The 22,378-nt window shown below is 43.1% G+C and carries 22 protein-coding genes; 13 read left to right on the forward strand and 9 right to left on the reverse strand.

The features are described 5' to 3' along the window. Positions 1-18: 18 nt before the first annotated feature. The 5 genes from CTT31_RS07765 to CTT31_RS07785 all read right to left on the reverse strand — a co-directional run bounded on the left by CTT31_RS07765 (position 19) and on the right by CTT31_RS07785 (position 3,839). Complete coding sequence (locus CTT31_RS07765; RefSeq protein WP_010371682.1) at positions 19-285, reverse strand: RebB family R body protein; 267 nt, start codon at positions 283-285, stop codon at positions 19-21. A gap of 71 nt (positions 286-356) precedes the next feature. After that, on the reverse strand, positions 357-623 hold the full coding sequence (locus CTT31_RS07770) for a RebB family R body protein (RefSeq protein ID WP_010371679.1): 267 nt from the start codon (positions 621-623) through the stop codon (positions 357-359). Between the two features lie 138 nt (positions 624-761). Continuing rightward, positions 762-1,058 (reverse strand): RebB family R body protein, encoded by a 297-nt coding sequence (locus tag CTT31_RS07775; protein WP_010371676.1) that lies wholly within the window; start codon positions 1,056-1,058, stop codon positions 762-764. Positions 1,059-1,359: 301 nt separating this feature from the next. Then, on the reverse strand, positions 1,360-2,580 hold the full coding sequence (locus CTT31_RS07780; RefSeq protein ID WP_260492301.1) for an AraC family transcriptional regulator: 1,221 nt from the start codon (positions 2,578-2,580) through the stop codon (positions 1,360-1,362). 110 nt (positions 2,581-2,690) lie between these two features. After that, positions 2,691-3,839 carry an AAA family ATPase gene (locus CTT31_RS07785; RefSeq protein WP_211859719.1) on the reverse strand — a complete coding sequence of 383 codons (1,149 nt, stop codon included), beginning with the start codon at positions 3,837-3,839 and terminating at the stop codon, positions 2,691-2,693. 625 nt (positions 3,840-4,464) lie between these two features. Between CTT31_RS07785 and CTT31_RS07790 the strand changes: the two genes are divergently transcribed. Further along, on the forward strand, positions 4,465-5,769 hold the full coding sequence (locus CTT31_RS07790) for an NAD(P)/FAD-dependent oxidoreductase (protein WP_260492401.1): 1,305 nt from the start codon (positions 4,465-4,467) through the stop codon (positions 5,767-5,769). 13 nt (positions 5,770-5,782) lie between these two features. On the opposite strand, the gene CTT31_RS07795 is transcribed toward CTT31_RS07790, so the two are convergent. Further along, positions 5,783-5,989, reverse strand: coding sequence for a hypothetical protein (locus tag CTT31_RS07795; RefSeq protein ID WP_260492302.1), 207 nt, complete (start codon positions 5,987-5,989; stop codon positions 5,783-5,785). A gap of 177 nt (positions 5,990-6,166) precedes the next feature. Between CTT31_RS07795 and CTT31_RS07800 the strand changes: the two genes are divergently transcribed. The 7 genes from CTT31_RS07800 to CTT31_RS07830 all read left to right on the forward strand — a co-directional run bounded on the left by CTT31_RS07800 (position 6,167) and on the right by CTT31_RS07830 (position 12,068). Beyond that, complete coding sequence (locus CTT31_RS07800) at positions 6,167-6,814, forward strand: TetR/AcrR family transcriptional regulator (protein WP_045988222.1); 648 nt, start codon at positions 6,167-6,169, stop codon at positions 6,812-6,814. Beyond that, the gene (locus tag CTT31_RS07805) at positions 6,811-7,758 is read left to right on the forward strand and encodes an HlyD family secretion protein (RefSeq protein ID WP_260492303.1); all 948 of its coding nucleotides are present in this window, start codon (positions 6,811-6,813) and stop codon (positions 7,756-7,758) included. The genes CTT31_RS07800 and CTT31_RS07805 overlap by 4 nt, the downstream gene beginning before the upstream one ends. Beyond that, positions 7,755-8,687 carry an ABC transporter ATP-binding protein gene (locus CTT31_RS07810; protein ID WP_260492304.1) on the forward strand — a complete coding sequence of 311 codons (933 nt, stop codon included), beginning with the start codon at positions 7,755-7,757 and terminating at the stop codon, positions 8,685-8,687. Before CTT31_RS07805 ends, CTT31_RS07810 begins: the two co-directional genes overlap by 4 nt. Next, positions 8,671-9,813 (forward strand): ABC transporter permease, encoded by a 1,143-nt coding sequence (locus CTT31_RS07815; RefSeq protein WP_260492305.1) that lies wholly within the window; start codon positions 8,671-8,673, stop codon positions 9,811-9,813. Before CTT31_RS07810 ends, CTT31_RS07815 begins: the two co-directional genes overlap by 17 nt. Before the next feature lie 62 nt (positions 9,814-9,875). Then, positions 9,876-10,502, forward strand: coding sequence for a LysE family translocator (locus tag CTT31_RS07820; protein ID WP_260492306.1), 627 nt, complete (start codon positions 9,876-9,878; stop codon positions 10,500-10,502). Positions 10,503-10,551: 49 nt separating this feature from the next. Then, positions 10,552-11,352 (forward strand): AraC family transcriptional regulator, encoded by an 801-nt coding sequence (locus CTT31_RS07825; protein WP_260492307.1) that lies wholly within the window; start codon positions 10,552-10,554, stop codon positions 11,350-11,352. A gap of 92 nt (positions 11,353-11,444) precedes the next feature. Then, on the forward strand, positions 11,445-12,068 hold the full coding sequence (locus tag CTT31_RS07830) for a LysE family translocator (RefSeq protein WP_260492308.1): 624 nt from the start codon (positions 11,445-11,447) through the stop codon (positions 12,066-12,068). A 56-nt stretch (positions 12,069-12,124) separates the two neighbouring features. Here the strand turns inward: CTT31_RS07830 and metG are convergent, their stop codons facing one another. Then, on the reverse strand, positions 12,125-14,161 hold the full coding sequence (metG, locus tag CTT31_RS07835; protein ID WP_260492309.1) for a methionine--tRNA ligase: 2,037 nt from the start codon (positions 14,159-14,161) through the stop codon (positions 12,125-12,127). Positions 14,162-14,363: 202 nt separating this feature from the next. On the opposite strand from metG, the gene apbC reads away from it, so the two are divergent. From apbC to CTT31_RS07850, 3 genes are all read left to right on the forward strand, one after another. Then, positions 14,364-15,467: an iron-sulfur cluster carrier protein ApbC gene (apbC, locus tag CTT31_RS07840; protein WP_193521791.1), complete on the forward strand. Its 1,104-nt coding sequence runs from the start codon at positions 14,364-14,366 to the stop codon at positions 15,465-15,467. Between the two features lie 2 nt (positions 15,468-15,469). Further along, positions 15,470-16,054 carry a dCTP deaminase gene (gene dcd / locus CTT31_RS07845; RefSeq protein WP_260492310.1) on the forward strand — a complete coding sequence of 195 codons (585 nt, stop codon included), beginning with the start codon at positions 15,470-15,472 and terminating at the stop codon, positions 16,052-16,054. Positions 16,055-16,676: 622 nt separating this feature from the next. Then, on the forward strand, positions 16,677-19,142 hold the full coding sequence (locus tag CTT31_RS07850; RefSeq protein ID WP_260492311.1) for a bifunctional diguanylate cyclase/phosphodiesterase: 2,466 nt from the start codon (positions 16,677-16,679) through the stop codon (positions 19,140-19,142). Here the strand turns inward: CTT31_RS07850 and CTT31_RS07855 are convergent. Beyond that, positions 19,102-19,890: a CLCA_X family protein gene (locus CTT31_RS07855; protein ID WP_211859727.1), complete on the reverse strand. Its 789-nt coding sequence runs from the start codon at positions 19,888-19,890 to the stop codon at positions 19,102-19,104. The two genes, CTT31_RS07850 and CTT31_RS07855, sit on opposite strands and share 41 nt — an antisense overlap. 9 nt (positions 19,891-19,899) lie before the next feature. Further along, a complete protein-coding gene (locus CTT31_RS07860; protein WP_260492312.1) occupies positions 19,900-20,490 on the reverse strand; it encodes a tRNA-uridine aminocarboxypropyltransferase in 591 nt (196 codons plus the stop codon). A gap of 119 nt (positions 20,491-20,609) precedes the next feature. Between CTT31_RS07860 and CTT31_RS07865 the strand changes: the two genes are divergently transcribed. Next, the gene (locus CTT31_RS07865; protein ID WP_039495682.1) at positions 20,610-20,954 is read left to right on the forward strand and encodes an Hpt domain-containing protein; all 345 of its coding nucleotides are present in this window, start codon (positions 20,610-20,612) and stop codon (positions 20,952-20,954) included. 187 nt (positions 20,955-21,141) lie between these two features. Further along, positions 21,142-22,356, forward strand: coding sequence for a pyridoxal phosphate-dependent aminotransferase (locus CTT31_RS07870; protein WP_211859729.1), 1,215 nt, complete (start codon positions 21,142-21,144; stop codon positions 22,354-22,356). Positions 22,357-22,378 lie beyond the last annotated feature (22 nt).

Here is a 22,378-nt window from a genome sequence, read left to right on the forward strand (position 1 = left end):
ATCAGTACGACTTAGCACTTAACGGTAGACTTTAGTGATGCCTTCCGCCGTAGTTGCCGTATTGATACTCATTAGGGTATCTACGCCTTGCACCAATGCGGCTTGAGCTGTCACATTGTTATTTTGCTGTCCAGTTGTTGCATTGTGTGCAGCGTTTGAGAGTGCTTGGCTTGTAGCAATCATAAAGTTACCAGTTGCTACAGCAGGTGCGTCACCGAGTACTTTCGTATTCACTTGTGAGACTGAGTCAGTGATCTGACTGTTTACAGCTGTTGGAAATGCCATAACTATCTTCCTTTTAAAGTATTAAATATCTAGGCGTTAAAGCCCGTTAGTTTGTGACTGAACCGAGTACGTTATGCAAAAATCTTACTTGTCGCGATGCCAGTCGTTGCAGTGTCAATGGAGTAAAGTAAATTTACGCCCATTGTTGTTACTGCTTGCGCAGTAATATTTGCCTGTTGTTGTGCGGCCGTTGCGTTGTGAGCCGCGTTCGCCAATGCCTGAGAAGTTGCCTGAAAGAGGTTTCCCATAGCGATAGAAGGCGCATCGCCTAGCACCTGTACATTGGCTTGTGTAACAGAGTCTGTAATTTGACTATTTACAGCGGTTGGAAAAGCCATAGTGTTATCCTTATTGTCGTTAACAAGTTCAGCCTAAATATCGTTAGCTGTGTTTGTAGGTATCTCACATTCCCAGATAAGCGTCTTCGTTGAGTCGCTGCTGTGCGCGATGTTGAACAAGTATCGGGGAGCCGAGAATTAACCTAATCCAGCAACCGGCTGTTTTTGTGGTTGAAGAATACTTTTTGTTGCAATACCTGTGGTTGCGGTGTCAATAGAATATAAAGTAGTCACCCCCATCGTTGTTGCCGCTTGCGCTGTCATTGCAGCTTGTTGTTGAGCCGATGTCGCATTGTGTGCCGCGTTAGCTAATGCCTGAGAGGTAGCTTGAAATAAGTTACCCATAGACATCGCTGGAGCGTCGCCTAATACCTTTACGTTTGCCTGAGTGACCGAGTCGGTAATTTGATCGTTTACTGCTGTTGGAAATGCCATAATTCCACCTTTTTAGCTTTAAGTTTGACGAATAAAAAAAATATGAGTGGTGCTTAGGTCTAACAAGCTAGATGGAGCTCCTAAACACTGAGGTTAGTATAGAAAACGCAGTAGGGTTAGAATTGGCAGTACTTCGCATAATTATTGGTATAACTCAGGAACTACTTGGTAGATTTATCTGAATCACCAGAGGTGAAATACCAAAAATTGAATCTGGTCACTAAGAAATATTCTAACCGTTGCTACAGCTAACTAAGTGCTGAACACGAAAGGTGCATTCAGCAAATGGTTGTACCGTTATTCAGTGTTTTGTACGGTGATCTCGGTAGGCACCAGGACTGACGCCAACGACGGACTTAAACTTTCTAACAAAAAAGCTCAGATCGGAGAAGCCGACATCGTCACATACCTCAGTCACTTGACTATAAGGGTCTTCACGCAAAAGCGTCATTGCTGTCTTGATCCTTATCCGTAGCAAAGTTTGTTTAAATGACTGTCCAACATAACGTTTGAATAAGAACGAGAGATGAGAAGGGCTGACGCACGCATAATTGGCAACCTCGCTTAGGCTCAGTGGCTTCTTAAAATTGTCATCAATATATTGCAGCGCTCTTGCTAAAGCGGGATGAGGTTTGTTGACAGGCCTAAGCGGTGATAACGGAGTAAAGTTGACTCCCTCACGACTATCTGAAGGGGTGTAACTGTGCTCATCATCGCAGGATATCAGTGTTTGCATGGCTTGGGTAAAATCGCATTCAGCTTGTTTTAGTGGGATAAGATTACCCTTAGTTGGTGAAGGTTTATTTTCCATTGCGGGGAATAGAGTCAACAGAGTCTGTTTAGTGATTTCTGGTTGCTCACATAAGAACGTCAGTTTGTCTAAACAACGTTTGAGCTGTTTTACGTTATGAGGCCAATCATAACTGGTTAAGACTTCTAGCGCAGGTCCTTGAAATTGCAGTTTGGCGAGATGTTTACAAGTATGTTTGTAGTGGTTTATTAGGGCAATGATGTCTTCTTTACGGTTGTAAAGAGGAGGTATGGGTAGCTCAAGACAATGATAATGCAACCAACTCAAAAAGGAGTTGGACTGCATGTGTGTGTCTGCAGAGGTTTGTTTTTCCGCGCTAGTTGAGGTGATTAATCGTGGCGCGGGAGACTGCGGGGAAAGGGTGAGCCAGTAGTCTTTGATTGACTCGGCCTGCACTTGGGTCAGTGCGTCGACATTTTTGAGGTAAATGGTACCGCTTTGAGCTCGGTTGACAAGCTCTTCTAATAGGGTTGCTGCGCATTGACCCTGCCAATGGTTTACACACGATACAATCATATCTTCAGAATGCGATTTACTCAGCTCATGAATATGGCAAGCGGCTAAATGCTTCCCAGAACCGGGTTGACCAACAATATGTATGGGTAAATCACATTGTGCTAAATGTTGAATTTGCTGCTTTAGTTTGAAAAGTACATCACTACTGCCAATCCAAGGTTGTGCTGACGGTGTTAGTTTTACGAGTGTGGACATGGTGTTTCCTTATTTCTCATGTTGCAGAAAACATGCACATTCGAGGTTCATTTGAATGGCATGTTATGGGGCTAAGGAAACGATATGGATATTTCGACTCAGATATTGGCTCAGATACGGGTCACTTGGTTTTGTGTATTAGGTTGATGGTGTTTATACCAATCCAGTTCTAAGTCGTTTGCGTGACTTCTCAGAGATTCCCATACGAGAGGGTGCACAAAACTGTAGTGTTCAGCGTCTTGGGTTATCAATCCACTGCTCAACATTTTGTGTAACACACACAAGGGAGCACGGATTTTTTTATGTTCATTAAATTGGTGAAGTTGTTTCGTATCGAAGTGTTGTCCAATTCGCGCTGCAAACTTAAGGGTATTTACAACTTCACATGGCATCGAGTTGAGGTAGTGTTGAGTGAGTTGCTGTAGGGTTTCAGGAAGTTCTGATTGGGGATGGGTGACACAAAGTAGTTGAATTAAAAATAATGGGTTACCACATGCCCGCTTTAAGGCAATAGCGGTTCTATGTTGATGTTTGCACGGAAGCATATCTCGGCTCAATAATGTGTGATGTGCTAATTGCTGCATCGAACTGATATCTAGTGGCTTTAGATAGATAATATGTGCAGAGGAGAGCCATTTGGGAGGATGAGTAAAAGCATTTTTTTTCTGGGCAGACAGGATAAACAAAATACCAAAATGACATTGGACTTGTGTAAGTATGCTCAAAAAATATCTGCTTTGCTCGCTAAGAGTGTGTGCATCGTCTATCAAGATCGCTTGCACTTTTTTGTGATTGAGATATTTCAGTAAATCACTGACTACGGTTCTATCAAGCAACCTTAAGCGCTCGTCTGAAAATTGACGAAGCGCCTGCTTGTGAGCAGAATTTAAAGGCAAGTCCGCCCATTGACGCATACGAATTGCGCTCAGCGGTGTGCTAGAAACGAGGTCTATTTGATGGCCTAACTCTACTTCACTATGTGCCTTAACAAGCAATAATGAGCGAACAAAATTGGCAACAAAAAAGTGAGGGTTGTTGTGATTTAAGCAGGAGTTTGTACTAAATAGGAGGTAGTTTTTCTCCGCTCTCTTTAAGTGGCAAATAAAGGAATTGAGTAGCGCGCTTTTACCTATTCCTGTCATACCCAGTAGTAAGATGGTTTGAGCGCAAGGTAACGCCACCGCTCTACTAAAAATGATATGTAATTGATTAAGCTCCCATTCTCTTCCATATAATGGAGTGGGCTCGTCTTTTAACAAATAGCTATATAGCCATAAAGGAGACTCTGCTTGATCGATTAATGTATCAATACTGACCTGGAAGTACTTTGCTAAATTTTGAATAGTTCTGCAGAGTACTCGATTACCAGATTCTGCTCGTTTTATTGTGGAAACCGATACTGGGAAGCGTTGGTTTGTACAGTTTTCAGCAAGCTTTTCTCTACTTAGGGCTTTTTTTTCTCAGCATTAGTAACGTTGTTTTATTCACCGCAATTCTACCTTGGTTAGGTGTAGTCATTATTCAGATCCTTGTCGTTATGTTATTGATACATCATTATTGTTGCCAGTTGTGTTTGTTGTTAATAATCTATTTATATTATTGCTTCATTTCTATTACAAGGTATTACAGCGTTTAATTTATTGTTTGGTAAATTTTGAGGAGGGGAGTTTTGGGTTTGGTATGTTATGGAAAAAGTGAGGGTTGAGAGTCAACGCTATATAACGAGTAGCACTATGTAGTGACTAAGTCTTACTGACAAACAGACTAAAAAAGCGCATAATTGAAGGCGTTGCCAGACAAGGTATTTCATGATGGATTTGAAATACCTAAGTGCTTTTCTAAGACCCTAGAGTACTTAAGTATTATACTTTTAAGGGCAACATGATGAATACGCAACTTCCTAAAATCGTGATAGTCGGTGGTGGTGCTGGTGGCTTAGAGTTGGCAACACAATTAGGGCATAAACTGGGAAAAAAACGCCAAGCAGAAATCTTATTAATTGATAAAAATCGCAGTCATATTTGGAAACCGTTGCTTCATGAGGTCGCGACAGGGTCTATAGACGCTGACTTAGATGGAGTGGTTTATTCTGCTCATGCAGCAAAGCATTATTATCAGTTTCAGCTCGGCAGTTTTAGCCACGTAGACTCAAGCAATAACACCATCACGCTGAGCGAGCTAAAAGATGAACTCGGTCATCGTATCCTCCCAGAGCGACAAGTCAGCTATGATTATTTAGTGCTTGCCATTGGTAGTATTAGCAATGATTTTAATACGCCGGGGGTCAAGGAGCATTGCTTCTTTCTCGATTCAAATCAGCAAGCTGAGCGATTTCAGCATGCACTCCTCGATAACTTTACACGCTTACACCAAGACGATGACCCGAAGCACTCGTTAACCATTGGCATTGTTGGTGGTGGCGCTACTGGCGTTGAGCTTTCTGCTGAGCTGTATCATGTATCAGACATGTTGAAAATGTACGGGCTGAGTAAAATGACAGCCAAACGCCTTCGTATTGATTTAATAGAAGCTGGTCCTCGAATATTACCTGCATTACCTGAGCGTATTGCTAATTCAGCCAAACGGGAGCTTGTGAAGCTCGGTGTCACGGTGCGAGAAGGCACCCAGGTAAAGCAGGCAACTGAAGACAGCTTTATTACTAAAGAAGATGAACAGCTAAAGGCAGACATCAAGGTGTGGGCTGCGGGGGTAAAAGCACCTGACTTTATTAAAGAGATTGGGCTGTTCGAGCTTACTCGCAATAATCAAATTAAGGTAAATCAATACTTACAAAGCAGTGTAGATGAGCATATTTATGTCATCGGTGATTGCTGCGCATTTACCCAAGCTGATGGTACTCAAGTGCCGCCGCGTGCTCAGTCCGCCCATCAAATGGCACAATGTGTAGAGAAAAATCTAATCGCAACATTAAAAAATCAACCTTTACAAGAGTTTACCTATAGTGATCACGGCTCTTTAGTGAATTTATCTCGTTATAGCACCGTTGGTAGTTTAATGGGGAACCTAACCAGCAATAGCTTTTTTATTGAAGGCAAGATAGCGCGATTCATGTACATCTCATTGTATAGAATGCATCAGCGCGCAATCCATGGTATCGCAAAAACCTTTGCACTATGGATAAGCGAAAAGGTGCTAAGAGTGGTGCGGCCAAAAATGAAACTGCACTAAGTTAACCTGAACTTCAGATAATTAATGCCTTTCTAGCAGCCAGTTTTAGCGCTAGCTGCGTTGAATACACGTCCAATAACCAGCTATTGGTGCATAAATACGCTTTGCCTACAGGATGTAGGCACCAGCGTGTCAAAAGCCGATGAAATTCGGCTTTTTGCTTTGTTGGCTTTGCTGTTTGAATATCAACTATTAAGTGACTGTCCACGATAACAGCCATGTAATCACGTCATAACTTACTCAATTTGTGTGCCTGTCCACGAAAAGGTCAGATAACCAATGAAAACTTGATGTAGATTAGTGATTAATCATTTCCTCTTTTTTGATTAGCGAAAGCTGTCGTGAAGCTTGCACATTTGTCCTAGTATATTAATCAAGTGATTAATGGAGTTGAAACATGACAAATAAGCTAACGGAAGCCGCTGTTACCCCGAGAGAAAAGCTCATCACCGCTGGTAAATGTTTGTTTATTAACCGCGGATATAATCGAGTCACGACCAGAGCAATTGCGGACCTTGCAGAGGTAAACATTGCTTTGATTAAGTACTACTTCGGCGATAAAGCGGGGCTGTTTGAAGCGGTATTTCGCGAAGTTGCAGCACCTCTACTGAGCTTGCTTGAAGGGATTAAAAAATCACAGTTACGCGAACTCTCACCGCTCATTTTAACTCAGTTTATAGAGCGCTACTTTCAGGTGATGAGCCAATACCCAACGCTACCTAAGATCATTTTTATGGCACTACATGATACGCACTCTAAAGAGCATGAAATCATAAAAAAGATTTTCTTTGAGCATGTAGAGAACGGTGTCAGTACCTTAAATTCGACCTTTCAAACGCTTTCGCCTGCAGAGCCCATTCGAGCTGAATGGTTACTTTTAACCTGTCTTGGCTTGTCGGCATTTCCTTTTTTGGTGCCACCTGTGATGCAGCCGCTACTTGGTATCGAAAACTCGGATACTGAGCAGTGGCGATCCCTTGGCAAACATCAGCAAGCTATTTTTAACGTGTTTCTATCCCAGCATATTGAACGGAAAACATCATGAAAACACTGTTTTACATCATTAGTTTTGTGTTATTGACGCTTTTGGTTGGTTGCTCTAAACCTGAGCGTAAAATCTTCGGCATTATCGAACGACCGCAGGTGCAGATCAGCAGCCCAACCGGAGAGTTATTAGTTGAGTTGCTGGTAGAGCGCGGCGATAAAGTGGTAAAAGGACAGCCACTGGCGAAGATCGATGACGTAGTGCAGCAACAACAGGTTAATGCTATTGAACAGCAAATCGCGCGCTTGCAAGCGCAATATAGATTGTTACTCTCTGGCACCCGAGTTGAACAAGTCAAACAAGCCAAAGCAAGGGTCCATGCAGCACAGGCCGCTTGGGAAGAAGCTCAGCGGCAACTTGTTCGACAGAGGCAGTTAATCAAAGACAAGTTGACCTCTCAAGATAGGGTCGATGCCGCCTCAGCCAATGTCGAGTCGACACTTGGTATTTTGCAAGAGGCCCAAGCGCGTTTGAAAGAGCTTGAAAATGGCACGAGAGAGGAGACAATCGAACAAGCAAAAATCGCAATTACAGAAGCACAAACACAGCTAATTATTGCCAACAAGCAGCTCGCTGATCTTACCCTTAAAGCACCCGCTTCCGGCATTGTCGAGGATTTACCTTGGCGTGTTGGTGAGCGTCCCATTAAAGGTGCACCGATTATTTTGCTGGCTGCTGACGACAAAACATTCGCTCGACTTTATCTGCCGCAAACCCAGCTTGCTAAAGTCTCTTTGGGAAGTGTGCTAAATGTGCATTTCGATGGCAGTGATAAAAGTCTACAAGGCACCGTCAGCTACATTAGCCAAAGCGCGAGCTTCACGCCTTATTTTGCACTTTCACAAGAGGAAAGAGCACGTTTGATGTATGTGGTGGAAGTGGTGCTCACTGATAAAGTGACTGTCCCGTCAGGCACGCCGGTTTGGGTGGAGCTGCAAGAATGACCAAGGAAATCGTGATCCAAAGTAAAGGTTTGGGTAAGCAGTTTAACGGCTATTGGGCGGTTTCAGACCTAGACCTTACCGTAAAACAGGGCGAAATTTACGGTTTTCTGGGGCCAAATGGCTGTGGAAAATCAACCACAATCCGGATGTTGACTGGACTGTTAACGCCAACCACAGGTCATGTCAGTATTATGGGAAAGGATGTGCAGGCACATGGTGAAAGCTTACGTAATCGATTAGGCTACATGACGCAAAAATTCTCCCTATACGAGTCGCTAAGCGTGCTGGAGAATCTCGAGTTTGTGGCGAAAATTTATGGTTTATCACGCAATGATGTTAAGCATAGAGTGACTGAGCTGCTACAAGAATACCAATTAGAAGATAAAAAATCGGTGCAGTCCGGTGCATTGAGTGGTGGACAAAAACAACGCCTCGCGCTTGCCGCCGCTGTTATTCATAAACCAGAGTTGCTCTTTTTAGATGAGCCGACGTCAGCGGTTGACCCAGAAAATCGTCGCGCATTTTGGGAGCAGTTATTTAGTTTAAGCGCGCAGGGCACGACCATTTTAGTGTCTACCCATTATATGGACGAGGCAGAGCGTTGTCACCGGCTTGCTATCTTAGAGCAAGGTGTAAAGCGTGCGGATGATAGTCCCATCGCGCTGATGGAACAGTTAAAGGTTTCGGTGTGCGAAGTTGTGGGTGACGACGTTGCGGCATTAAAAACACGTTTAGCTTCATTACCGAGTGTGATTTCCGTCTCCCAAATAGGTGCTCGCCTAAGGGTGTTGATAAACAAAAAAGAATCACAACCTCTGGCATTATTGCGAGCTGAATCTGGAGGTGGTTACGAAGTGGATTTCACTCGCGCTAACCTTGAGGATGTGTTTGTAACGAGCACAGGGAGGGGCTATGCTGAGCTTGCGTAGGTTAAATGCCATCGTCAGTAAAGAGTTTATGCAGCTGGCACGCGACCGTATTACCTTTGCGATGATTGTGATGTTGCCATTGGCGCAGCTGTTGCTATTTGGTTATGCAATTAATACTGATGTGAGACATGTTTCCGCAGGTATTGTAGATTTTAGTCAGACTTATCAATCCAGACAGTTGATCCAAACCGCAGCCAACACTCAAGTTGTTGACTTTATCGGCTATTACGATTCAATTGCGGCGGCTGAGCAGGCTATTACCAGAGGAAAGGTGAATACCGTGTTGGTTATTCCTGCTGATTTTGTGCGTCGGCAGCTCAATCGTGATTATCGACTGAGTGGCTATAAAGTGGGAAATAGTACAGCGCAACATAGCGTTGGGCAGTGGTTGATTGATGGCTCCGATCCGTTATTAAGTGGTGCCGTGGCAGGGCTCAGCAAGTTGCCTATTAGCATTAAGAGGTTACCTGTGCCTGCACTGCCAGATCCAGCTTTTGCGCTGCAAAATTACTTTAACCCAGAGAAACGTTCGTCGGTTAATATTATTCCTGGATTGATTGCTATTATATTAACGATGACGATGATCCTATTCACCTCCTCAGCGCTGGTGAGAGAGCGTGAGCAGGGTAATATGGAATTTCTTATCACCACACCGGTTCGGCCAACCGAACTAATGTTAGGTAAAATTCTACCTTACATTCTTGTTGGCTTTATTCAAATGGCGATAATACTATTTTTAGGACATTGGCTATTTGATGTACCGCTCAATTTTGATATGGCAAGTCTACTTATCGTGACGTTGTTGTTTATCACCGCGAGCCTTACCTTGGGACTGCTAATCTCTACTAAAGCCAAAAACCAATTACAGGCAATGCAAATGACGGTTTTTGTGTTACTGCCTGCAATATTGCTATCAGGGTTTATGTTCCCATTTGCCGCGATGCCAAGAGCGGCGCAATACCTTGCAGAGATCTTACCTGCCACACATTACGTAAGGTCGATCCGAGCTGTAGTGCTTCGCGGCGCGCACTTTAGCGATTTGTATTTTGATTTACTCTGTTTGGTCGCCTTTAGTGTGATTGGCTTTATGATTGCGACGATGCGCTTTAAAAAGCGATTAGATTAGTTGTGTAAATATGTAGGTACTGATAACTTACAGCGAAGTGTTGTTTTAAAAGGAAAATTTTGATGGACTTGCAATCTCTCGCCGTGTTTGCGGTGGCGTGTCTCGCGATTAACCTCATCCCTGGTCCCGACGTGATCTATATTGTGTCCAACACGATGAAAGGCAAAATGTCAGCAGGGCTAAAGGCTGCGCTGGGTTTAGGCACCGGTTATTTCGTTCATACAATTGCCGCTTGTTTAGGATTATCAGCGATTATTTTGAGCTCAGCTTTCGCGTTTAGTGTGGTAAAGTGGCTCGGCGCTGCTTACCTAGTTTATTTGGGTGTTCAGTCGTTATTATCAATGTGGCGTGGCGATAGCCAACTGCAGGTAAAGCAAACCGAGGTTGCAGCAGGCAACGTCTTTATGCAGGGGGTATTAGTAAGTGTTTTAAACCCTAAAGTGGCGCTGTTTTTCCTATCTTTTTTACCACAATTTGTTGACCTTTCAGCACAGTCCACCTCGCTGCAAATTTTAATGCTCGGCATGTTGTTTAGTGCCTTGGCGACACTTTGTAACTTGATCTACGCGGTAGCCGGAAGCTGGCTATTCAATCGTCCTAATGCTAAGCGGTACTCTCGTGCACTTGAAGGTATCTCGGGCGTATTGCTGCTGGGATTGGCTGGAAAAGTTATCGCGAGCGAGAAGTAGAGTAGTCAAGGGTGACCAAACAAGGTAAACCAATGTAGTAGAGTTACACGTGGAAAAGTCTAAAATCTGGAAAGACAAGTCTATTGAGGGTGTCGAGCTTTTATCAGCACAATATACTAAGTTTGAGTTTGCTAAACATTGGCATGATGAGTTGGCCATTGGCGTGATAGAAGAAGGTGCGGAAGGTATTCTCTATGGCGGGCAAAAGTTAATTGTGCCTAAACATCACGTTGTTGCTATCAACCCTTCTGAAGTGCACACCGGATTCCCAGGTGTGCCTAGTGGGTGGCGCTATCGAATGTTTTATTTTGATCTCGCATTTCTACAGCGACTTTTTGACAATATGAGTGTGCACTTAGCGCCCGTTGTTAATCGCACCATCATTGATGATAATCGTCTATTTTTAGGTTTATTGCAGCTGCATCAAGCCATGGAGCAAGCCAGTTTCACACTGACAAAAGAGTCGTTGTTGCTGATGACTTTAGAAAAGGTGTTTACTCAGTATGGCTCAGTGACAAACCCTGAAAACACTGCTTTTATTGATACTCACAGCGTGTTTCGTGCAAGAGAGTATCTTTTTGATAACTGGCAAGAAAATATTTCACTCGATGAGTTAGAGTGTTTAACGGACAGCACTCGGTTTCAATTAATTAAAGGTTTCAATTCTGCATTTGGCCTGACTCCACACCAATTCCTCCTGCAAATTAAAATCCAAAAAGCCAAGCTGCTGCTTGCTAAGGGCATGACGTGTGTAGACACGGCGCTAACCTGTGGCTTTTATGATCAAAGCCATTTTAGTCGAAACTTTAAGCGGGCATATGGGGTATCACCGTCTAGTTACAGGTGCTGATATCTAGGCCTTTGGCTTATTTCAATTTTGTACAAGAACATGCCCTGCAATTTCTGTACTTTGTGTGCTTTCACAAAGGAGAAGTTTCAAGCATGAGTTTGTTTATCATTTGGTTTAGTGCCATGTTCCCGTTAGTTTTTAGTCCAGGACCTGCAAATATCGTATTTGCCGCATCAGGTGCCAATGTCGGAGTGAGGCGATCATTAGGACTCTTGGCCGGAGTTGACATTGTGTATATTCTAAAGTCGCTGCTGGTGGGGTATGGCCTCGGCAAAGTCGTTGAGTCTCACCCCATGGCTTTGAATATTATGCAATTGATAGGTGCAATTTACCTTATTTATCTGGCAACGAAGTTTTTTGCCGCGACTAAGAACATCTCAGCAAATGATAGCAAAAAATTAGGCTTTGTAGATGGGGCGTTGCTGCAAATATTGAATAGCAAAGGATGGGTATTAGTCTTTATTATGTTTACGCTTTTTAGTGAGCAAGCAAATGATACCTTCGGCGCGTTGGGCAATTTAATTCTGGTGTTATGGCTTGCGATACTCAACATTTCGGTGCATTTGGTGTGGATTAAAGCTGGCGACTTGTTGGCACGAGTGTCGAATAACCCAAATTATAATAAATGGTTGAATCGGTTTTACGGCGGCTGTTTGTATCTGGTCGCGGTTTGGTTAATTTTCGATAATGAAATTTGGCGCGAAGGTTTGATCTGAGCAAAAATAAAGGCTTCTAAATTGAAGCCTTTATTTGTATACAAGTAATAGGGTGATTACATCACTCGCATGCCAGGCTGTGAGCCCTCGTCTGGATTTAAGATGTAAATTTCTTTACCACCTGGGCCTGCAGCCAACACCATGCCTTCTGACATACCAAAACGCATCTTGCGAGGTTTTAGGTTTGCAACCATTACTGTTAACTTGCCGATAAGATCTTCAGGTGAATAAGCAGACTTAATGCCAGCAAACACCTGGCGCGTTTCACCACCTAAATCAAGCGTAAGTTTAAGCAGTTTGTCTGCACCTTCAACATGCTCTGCGTTAGCAATTTTTGCGACACGCAGATCAACTTTGGCAAAATCATCGAATTCGATTTCCGCAGCGATTGGCTCTTTGGCAAGTGGGCTATTCGGATCTGCTGCTACAGATTGACCGCCCACTTTCTTTTCAAGGCTTTCTTTAGACGACTCGAGCATCGCATTCACTTTATCAAGTTCAACACGCTGCATAAGTGCCTTAAACTTATTGATTTCATGATCAACAAGGGCGTTGTCAACGCTTTCCCAACTTAGCTCAGTGTTTAAGAAAGCTTCTACATTTTTCGCCATACCTGGAAGGATAGGTTTTAAATAAGTAAGTAGTACGCGGAATAGGTTAAGACCCATAGAGCACACTTGATGTGCACGCTCAAGTGTCTCTTCATTCTTTGCAAGCACCCAAGGCGCTTCGGCATCAATAAACTGGTTTGCTTTGTCAGCAAGGGTCATGATTTCACGCACTGCGCGGCTGTATTCGCGGTTTTCAAAATGTGTCGCGATTGAATCCTTTGCAGCAACAAAGCTAGTTAGTAGCGCTTCGTCCATAATAGAGCCGCTTAGCTTGCCGTCAAATTTCTTAGTAATAAAGCCTGCGCAGCGACTCGCGATGTTTACCACTTTGCCCACTAAGTCTGAGTTTACGCGTGCCGCGAAATCTTCTAAGTTGAGGTCTAAATCCGTAACGCCGCTGTTTAGTTTAGCCGCGTAGTAATAACGTAAATATTCAGGGTCTAAGTGTTCAAGGTAGGTACGAGCCTTTACAAAAGTGCCTTTTGACTTAGACATCTTAGCGCCATTCACGGTGACAAAACCGTGAGCGAATACGTTATTTGGTTTACGGAAATTAGCGCCATCAAGCATTGCAGGCCAGAATAGGCTGTGGAAGTAGATGATGTCTTTACCGATAAAGTGATAAAGCTCGGCGTCAGAGCCTTCGCTCCAAAACTCGTCAAAGTTTAGGCCTTGTTTCTCGCAAAGGTTTTTGAAGCTTGCCATGTAACCGATTGGTGCATCCAACCAAACATAGAAATATTTGCCAGGCGCGCCTGGGATTTCAAAACCAAAATAGGGGGCGTCACGGCTGATATCCCACTGCTGCAAGCCGTCTGCAAACCATTCGTCTAGCTTGTTCGCCATTTCAGATTGCAGACTACCTGAGCGTAGCCATGTTTTTAGCATGTCTTCGAATGCAGGTAAGTCAAAGAAGTAATGCTCTGAATCTTTCAAAATGGGTGTCGCACCAGACATCACCGATTTTGGCTCAATCAACTCTGTTGGGCTGTAGGTTGCACCGCAGGCATCACAGCTGTCGCCATTTTGATCTTCAGACTTACAAGTCGGGCAAGTACCAGTAACAAAACGATCTGGTAGGAAAATGCCTTTCTCTGGGTCAAATAACTGTGAAATCGTGCGCTTTTTGATATAGCCTTTTTCGTCTAAACGAGTGTAGATTAGCTCGCTTAGTTCACGGTTTTCGTCACTGTGTGTGCTGTGATAGTTATCAAACTCGATATTGAAGTCTGCAAAGTCACGCTGACGCTCAATACTCACCTGCTTAACCATTTCTTCAGGCGTGATACCTTGCTTCTGTGCATTGAGCATGATTGGCGTGCCGTGCGCATCGTCCGCACATACATAATAGGCTTCATGGCCTTGTAGCTTTTGGAAGCGAGCCCAAATATCGGTTTGAATATATTCCAGCAAGTGGCCTAAGTGTGTGGGGCCATTTGCGTATGGTAATGCACTGGTAATGAGAATTTTTCTCTTCGTCATAACGATTCCATGAATTTAGCGCGATCTTTCTAATTGATGGTGTTGAATTGGTTGATTATTCACCGAGTTAACACTTGAATGGACAAGTGTGCTTAGTGACTCACCTTAGTTCAGACCATGAACCGCGAATTGACTGGTTTTAATGAGTTGAATGTTACATAATTCCGTGGCTATTTTCATCACCCAGAGGAGTTTAATTTGTATGTTTGGACTGGAAAAATGGTTTGCCAAGGGAAAAAACACCAAACAGGCAATCATTGAGCTTTTAAATGGCTATCGTAGTGCCGCATTACCAGTGGGCATTGATGCAAATTGGGTGATCAAAACACAAGAATCAAAGGCGCAAATTCAAGTACAAATAAATTTTCCATTTGCCATCCAATGCGACCAAGATGTTGCTAGTTATCTACAGCAACACTTAGGCAAGCCCGTTGAGGTGACATCGAAAGTCGTTGTTGTCGGCAGACCAAAATTTAAAGCCATTAAACATATTATTCTTGTTGCCTCAGGTAAGGGCGGGGTGGGTAAGTCTACCACTGCGATTAATCTGGCGTATGCGCTACGTGCTCAAGGTGCGAAAGTTGGTGTGCTAGATGCTGATATTTATGGCCCTTCGCTACCTAGTTTACTGGCTCTTGAGGATGAAAAACCTCAGGCGAAAGATGATAAAACCCTACTACCAATTGAAAAGTCGGGTATTAAAGCTATGTCTATCGGCTTTTTGGTCCCAGCAGAGGACGCCACTGTTTGGCGAGGACCAATGGCTTCTCAAGCGCTTACTCAATTGTTAAATGAAACGGATTGGGGTGAGCTGGATTATCTGATTGTTGATATGCCACCAGGCACAGGAGATATCCAACTTACTATGACGCAAAAAGTGCCAGCCAGTGGTGCGGTGATTGTCACTACACCGCAGACCTTGGCGCTAGCAGATGCACAGAAGGGCATCGCGATGTTTGAAAAAGTGCAGCTCCCTATTTTAGGTTTGGTCGAAAATATGAGTTACTTCAATTGTGAGCAATGTGGTAGTCGCAACCATATTTTTGGTCACTCTGGTGGCACCACGCTGGCGAGTCGCTATGGTGTGCCTCTGCTCGCGGAAGTACCGCTTAACGAACAGATCAGAACAGCAACGGAGCAGGGCGAAGATATCATTGCCACAGTCCGTGAGCCTAATTCAGAAAGTAAGACTGACAATCATGGTATAGCAGACCACTATGTTGATTGTGCCCAACTGGTTGCCAGTATGTTATATTACCAATCAGACTCAACATCGGGTGTTGAGATTGTGATGACGGAAGACTAAGAATGAGATTATCGGATACCCATATTCGAGAAGCGATTGAACAACAACGCATAATCATCGAACCTACACCTAAGCCAGATATGATTTCAGGCGTTACTGTGGATTTAAAACTGGGTAACAAGTTTAGAGTGTTTCAGGACCATGCCGCGCCTTACGTTGATCTCAGTGGTCCTAAAGATCAGATCAATGCCGCGATGGAATCCATCATGAGTGACGAAATTGTGTTAGAAGATGGCCAAGCGTTTTTCTTGCACCCTGGTGAGCTGGCGCTGGCAATGACGTATGAAAAAGTAACGCTACCTGCCGACCTTGTTGGTTGGTTAGATGGCCGCTCGTCGCTGGCTAGGCTAGGTTTAATGGTTCATGTTACTGCGCATCGTATTGATCCCGGTTGGTCTGGAAACATCGTATTAGAGTTCTATAACTCAGGTAAGTTGCCTTTGGCACTTAGGCCAAACATGAAAATAGGTGCGATGAGCTTTGAAACGATGACAAGTGCTGCGCAATTCCCTTATAACGAGCGTAAAGACGCCAAATATAAGGATCAAAATAGTGCGGTTGCTTCGCGTATAAGTGACGACAGTTAATTGAATAGGTGGGCGAGAGGATTTGTGTGTAAATAGTTGGCCTATTACAAACAAATCTGACGCTTAGCTTGGGAATAACAGCTGCTTGAGCACAAGTTGTTATTCCGAGTTTAGACTAGTCCCTCAACTTACCTAAACGGCATGCCATCTTTACATTTTTGATTCCCCATCAAATAGCCATAACGATTTAAATTCAATAATATTTTTGCATTTGCTTCGATCCAAACCATACTTATTGTAATGCGTTTTTTATGTTGTCGGCGAAAGCGTCATGCGAATGACAGCAGTAGACAAAGTGAAATAGGTATTATACCAATTGAATTAATTCTCTAATCAATTTGAAGGGTGAAATAGCATATTAGCTTAGTTAAAAATTTCTCATTTAGATCAACTAAATAGCAAAATTTTTGCCTTGCTACTAAAGCTATTTCCTTGCTTCAAAATAGATCATTTACTTAATACAACTGGTATTAGTGCGCGAATGACGTTGCTTCCTGATTTGCAAAGAGAAGCTTAAGGCCAATATTTTCGAGTTGGTGTTTTTCTTGAACGTTAACGCTTGGTTCTTTGCATAACGAATAGGCTGATAAATCACCGTCAAAGTGACTCAAGGAGAATGGGTATGTGGCTTAGCGCTGCTAGGTATGCCACGCTGGTGTTTACGATAATTGTGTGTTGCATCTTTGCGATGTGGGCTACTGCTGAAACGCAGCTGGCCGCAGAAACTGTAGAAGCAAGACCTTTAATTTCAGTAGGCTATGGTGACTTTTCCGAGGCCCAGTTTAGTGTATCGCAAGAAACGGTAATTATTCCAAAGGGCGTTGCGGTTTGGCTTCGAATCACAAGCCTCGTTCGCGATGATCTGTCAGACCAAGTGCTAACAGTCGCACGTCCATCCATGGGTAGTGTGGAGTTTTTTACCACAGACCCTATTGGAAAATTAACTCAAATTCCCGCAAGTAACAATCATACATCGTTATCCCATTTTTCACCCCATCTGGTGATTGATGCAAATAGCCATATTGAGACGATCATTGTTAAAGTTCAATCACCCTATGTTTCCTTGTCAAGAGTGAGTATTGAACCTTATGAAGTTTATATAGAAGATACCAATGCTCATCTATTTTTAACTGGGTTGTTTCTGGGGGTAATGTTTTTATTGAGTATTTTCATGCTCAGTACCGGTATTATTTCGAAACGCGCAAGCCTGCTTTCGGTTGGTGGTTATTTGCTGTCATTAGCCTGCCTTTACGTCACCCATAAAGGACTCGCTGATATCTTTTTCAGCTACCAAAATAGCATTCATTTTTTACATTACAGTGGCAGCTTTGTGTGTTTTGCACTCGGCTTCAGCCTTTTGTTTTTTCATCATTTCCTTACTAAAAATAGGCTTGATAGAAAGATAAAGCTAACCATCAAGACGACCGCATATATCTACTTACTCAGCGGTGTCATTGTGGCGTTTGCGAAAGTGGATTTACCGTTTGCACTTCAGTCCATAATGGTTATTGGTGCAATTGTATTAAGTACGATGATTTTGGTAAGCCAAGATAAAGACAGTCGTAAAGAAGTCTATTTTTGCTGCGCAATTTGGTCTCCTATGGTGGCGGTACTAATTGGCTTTGCTGGGAGTCAATTAATACAGCCAAGTGAGCAGATATCAATTGTAAACCATGTGTTGATCAGCCTACATTTAATGCTCTTACTACTGTTTGTGGTTTGGCATGATGCGGAAAAGCGGCGTATGTATATTCATTATGCTGAGTTTGATAAAGAGACTGCACTGCCCAATAAATTCGCCCTGTTTGGTTCGCTCGCTAAGCTTGAGGAGCAAAATAAAGCGCATACATTGTTGCTTTTTAAACCACTGATCCTGCCATCAATAAGACTGAGTTTTGGCTTAACCTTTGCAAATCAGCACATCAATAAGTTATTCAAAGAGGTCTCTGAGCAAATCAATACTTATGGTAGCGCTGCCGTTGCAAATAAAGGAAACACACCTATTTACCGCCTAGAAGACCAAGTGTTTGCCATCGTGCTTGATGGTAAAATAGAGGTCAGTCAAGTTGAGCAATATGTATGTATTTTATCAGCTGTATTCGAAGAAGGGGTTGGCTATAAAGACACGCAGATTGTCGATAGTCTAGAGGTTGGGGTTGCGAATTATCCAATGCATGCAAAATCCACAGAGAAGCTTATCCAGCGTGCGCTGCAGGCTCTTAATACTAAGTCACACAATGGTCAACGTTGGCATCTATTTGATGTTGAAAGCTCTATCTCGACTGAGCGACAATTAAAGCTCACCTCGTTTCTTAAAAGTGCGATAGAACATGAACAGTTCAGTTTATTCTTTCAGCCGCAGGTAGACCTCAGGACTGGCAGGGTATTTGGCTCGGAAGTGCTACTGCGCTGGCTTCACCCTGAACTTGGTTACATACCACCTGACGAATTTATTCCGATTGCGGAGTCTTCAGGGCAAATTTACGAGATCACCGAATGGGTGATTGAGCATGCGCTTCATTATCAAGCCGAGATAACCAAGTTATTGCCTGAGCACGTTATTTCAATCAACGTATCAGGTCGTGACTTGAGTAGAAGAGAGTTGTCGGTACAGCTTATTACGCTTATCAATGAATTATCACTCGCACCTTCTCAAATAATGATAGAGATCACGGAATCTGTAACGATAGGAAAAGAAGCAGAACTTAAAGGGGTGTTAGATGATTATCGTTCAATCGGCGTAAAGGTGGCGATAGACGATTTTGGTACTGGATATTCGTCACTTGCATATTTGAGTAAACTTGGATTTGATGAACTTAAAATTGATAAAAGTTTTGTGATGGATATCGAGACATCTAAGAGCAACCAAACAATATGTAAAGCGACGTGTGATATGGCGCACAGTTTAGGCTCAAGGGTGGTGGCTGAAGGGGTTGAGGATATCAATAGCTACATTCGTTTGCAGGCCTATGGCTGCGACTTTGCACAGGGCTATTTTATTTCACGTCCGTTGCCGTTCACTGAATTTAAGAGTTGGCTAGGTAAAGTCACCTATGCCGGCGATATAAAATCTTTCCTAGTTCGCTGAAGTAGTGAAAAATGGGCTCAGCGCATCGTTCTCTATGTTTGCGCTTTGGGTAAATTCCCAATTTTTCTTGCTCTGAACCTTTAATTCCTGCGGCCAAAAATGAATTTGATATATCGCTGTGGTAGGCAATAATGGCCTCGAACATCCGAGCTGTTAGCTCCTCGGGCAGTGCGTAATAAATCTGTTTGTTTGCGCTATCAGCAATCTTGGCGGTATGAAAATACCGATTTGGTTTTTGATGTTGTTCATCTAGAAAGGTATGCGCAAAAAACGTTGCTAAAGCATTGTTCAGAGGGTGTAATACGGTTTCGGTAGAAAGTAACCAAGCTGATGATGTAAAAGACTTTTTTGGCTGAGTTATTAAATGCTGGCAAATATAGTGATCAAATGCATGCCACCATTCGTGGGCAAGTGCGCCACCACCAGCATTTTTTGCCAAGGCGAGTGTTCTTGTATTTGCTGCGTAATGCGCTTGAACACCTTGTTGACCGCCTGTGCCAAAATCAAAATTAAGTGTTCCCCGAAGGCCAATGACTTCTGGTGGTACTTGTAGTATTTGGGCTAGATCTGCGAGGGCATCATAAATTAAATTGGCGGATAAACGGGTTTCTTCGGGCGTAACCCAATGACCAATGGTCATGGTTTTAAAGCCAAAGGTCTGTTTGATTTCACTGAAATCAACTTGATCGCCGAATCGATAATCGGGTCCTCGACGAGTGTATCCGCGCTGTAGTCTCGAGCTTGGCATTTTCTTCCTTTAATATCGAGCCTTAACATCATCAGGCATTCGCTTCATCTGCTCTTTCACCATACCAGCTTGAAGTTTGTAGAGAACCGAAGTTTCGCATCGATCTACAATCTCGAGAAATTGAGCTGCCGCTTCAAGTGTTGATAAACTGTATTCATGTTTAGATTTACGAATAGTATATTCACTCGCATTTACCGAATCGAACTGGAAACTGGGCAACTGGCTTAGCCACGGGTTGAGCTTATAAAGCTTAGTGGCTTTCTTCCAAGTACCATCCAATAAGATGATGGCATCAAGCTTTTGAGCGTGATTATGTTCTGTAGTTAAGGTCTTAGCGTGGCTGTTTGGGTAGAGTAGTGCAACATGGTTTAGGTTGCAGAAGTTAATCAACTCTTCAAAGTCAGTGGTATTTTCTCCAACATACAGCGCAAAACTGCCTAACTGCAAGGCGAGGAGCTTTGCGGTATTCTTGGCGACTTTTACTTCGCTCGGATGCTGCATGATAATAACTTGAGTCGCATTTGGTATCACGTTACCAATATAGGAGCATACGCAAGTTTTTGTGGGAAACTGACAGACTGGACAGGTATTACGTTTCATGTTTAACGAGGTGTTTCTTAATATAAGTCATATTTTATCATATCTTGCCCGCATTTACTTTGCACAAGAAACCAGATTTGGCTAGCATAAGTAATAGAATATTAAATTTAAGGAAAATTATGAGCATCGTAATAGATGAAGGTGCCCTAGAAAACATGCAAATGTTACTGGGCGAGCAATTCGAAGATACGGTTCATTTTTGTTGTTCTGAATTCGAGCGGTTAGAATCGGAGTTGATGCTGAATTTGAATCAGGATCAAGAAGCTGCCATTCGTCATGCTCACAGTTTGAAATCTAATGCTGCCCAGTTTGGAGCTGCTAGTTTGAGCGATTTGGCAAAGACGATTGAGCATGCCCTCATGCAAGGGGAGCAGGATATTGTTGATGACTCTATTGAGAAGCTGGCAGCACAAGTTGCAGGTTCAAAAGCGAAACTGCAGCAGTGGGTGAGTGCTCAATCTTAAATCCGGCATCAGCCAAAGAGCGGAAATGAGGTCGTTTATACGGCCTTTTTATTTAAAATTGCGCTTATTTATCCCACTCTAATCACTTCATTTTGTAAGTTGCTTTTTTGAAGCATAAAAAGTTATCACAAGCATAGAATTTTGACGGCATTGTGATATATGCTTGAGCAAAATGAGGGGGTTATAGATGCTACAAATAACAAAAAGTAATAAGCTCAACGGGGTGAGTTACGATATTCGTGGTCCAGTATTGGATCAAGCAAGAAAAATGGAAGACGAGGGCATGAAAGTCCTCAAATTAAATATTGGTAATCCGGCGGCATTTGGCTTTGATATGCCAGAAGATATGCACCGAGATATCATAAAAAACTTATATTCTGCACAGGGGTATTGCGACTCAAAAGGATTGTATTCTGCCCGAGTTGCCGTGTATCAATATTATCAGCAAAAAAGCTTTCCCAATATTAGTGTCGATAACATCTTCATTGGCAATGGCGTCAGTGAATTGATCCAAATGACCGCACAAGCCTTACTCAATGATGGTGACGAAGTGTTGATCCCCGCACCAGATTATCCGTTATGGACGGCCGCTGTTAAATTATCAGGCGGTAATCCAGTGCATTATCTTTGTGATGAAGAGCAAGACTGGTTTCCAGATATCGAAGATATCAAGCGTAAAATCACAAGTCGGACAAAGGCATTGGTGCTGATCAACCCAAATAATCCGACCGGTGCTGTATATGACAAAGCATTGCTCGAAGCATTAATTGACGTTGCCAGAGAACACAAGCTATTAGTACTGAGTGATGAGATCTACGAAAAGATTTTATATGACGATGCGGAGCATTTTTCAATTGCGAGTCTTTGTGATGATATCCCAGTTATCACGTTTAACGGCTTAGCAAAAACCTATCGTGCGGCCGGGATCCGCATGGGCTGGATGGTGATCAGTGGTAAGCATTCAGTGATGCGGGATTTGATCACAGGCTTAGAAATGCTTGCGTCTATGCGATTATGCGCCAATGTTCCTGCACAGTTTGCCATTCAACAAGCGCTCGGAGGCATACAATCCATCGACCAACTCATTGAACCGGGTGGGCGTTTGTATGAACAGCGTGATATTGCGTTCAAAGGTTTAAACGATATCGAAGGGATAAGCTGTGTAAAGCCAAAGGGCGCGCTTTATGCGTTTCCAAAAGTCGACGTGAAGCGGTTTAATATTAAGAATGATGAGCGCATGGTGCTGGACCTGCTCAAAGAAGAAAAAATTCTACTCGTCCACGGACGTGCTTTTAATTGGCCCAGTGCGGATCATTTTAGATTAGTGTTTTTACCACATAAAGATGATTTACAGCCTGCAATGGATAGAGTAAAGCGCTTTTTTGCGCATTACAGTCAGTAACATCTGTAATACCAATTAGTCT

The organism is Pseudoalteromonas maricaloris (assembly GCF_024746855.1).
Taxonomy (GTDB): domain Bacteria; phylum Pseudomonadota; class Gammaproteobacteria; order Enterobacterales; family Alteromonadaceae; genus Pseudoalteromonas; species Pseudoalteromonas maricaloris.